The sequence below is a fragment of the Nocardioides sp. B129/18 genome (assembly GCF_055282735.1).
Map to the genome: position 1 here is coordinate 1 of NZ_JBUZJI010000048.1, position 350 is coordinate 350.

Genomic DNA, 350 nt, shown 5'->3' on the forward strand with positions numbered 1-350 from the left:
TAATTCGTCGACTATCCAACACACTGTTGAGTTCTCAAACATCAGACGCTCTCCGGCTTGGGGCGGTTTGTTTTCCGCCTTGCCCCGGCGCTTGGTTTAAAACTTAGCGACTGCGTTTCCGCTTCGCAAATCGGGGCGATTTCTCGTCCCTCACCGCAGGCTTGCGCAGTCCTGTTCGGTGAGCCCGGCACCGCCGGTGCATCTCGATCAGGACGATCAAGCTGAGGTGGCCGTCTCGGGGCCGAGAGCCCGGCGAGACCCGCCTTGCTCTCCGCCGCTCCCTGACGACTCGGAGAACAGTACGCGCCCTGCGTCGACATGCCAAATCGAGGACGCAGGGCGCGTCGCTG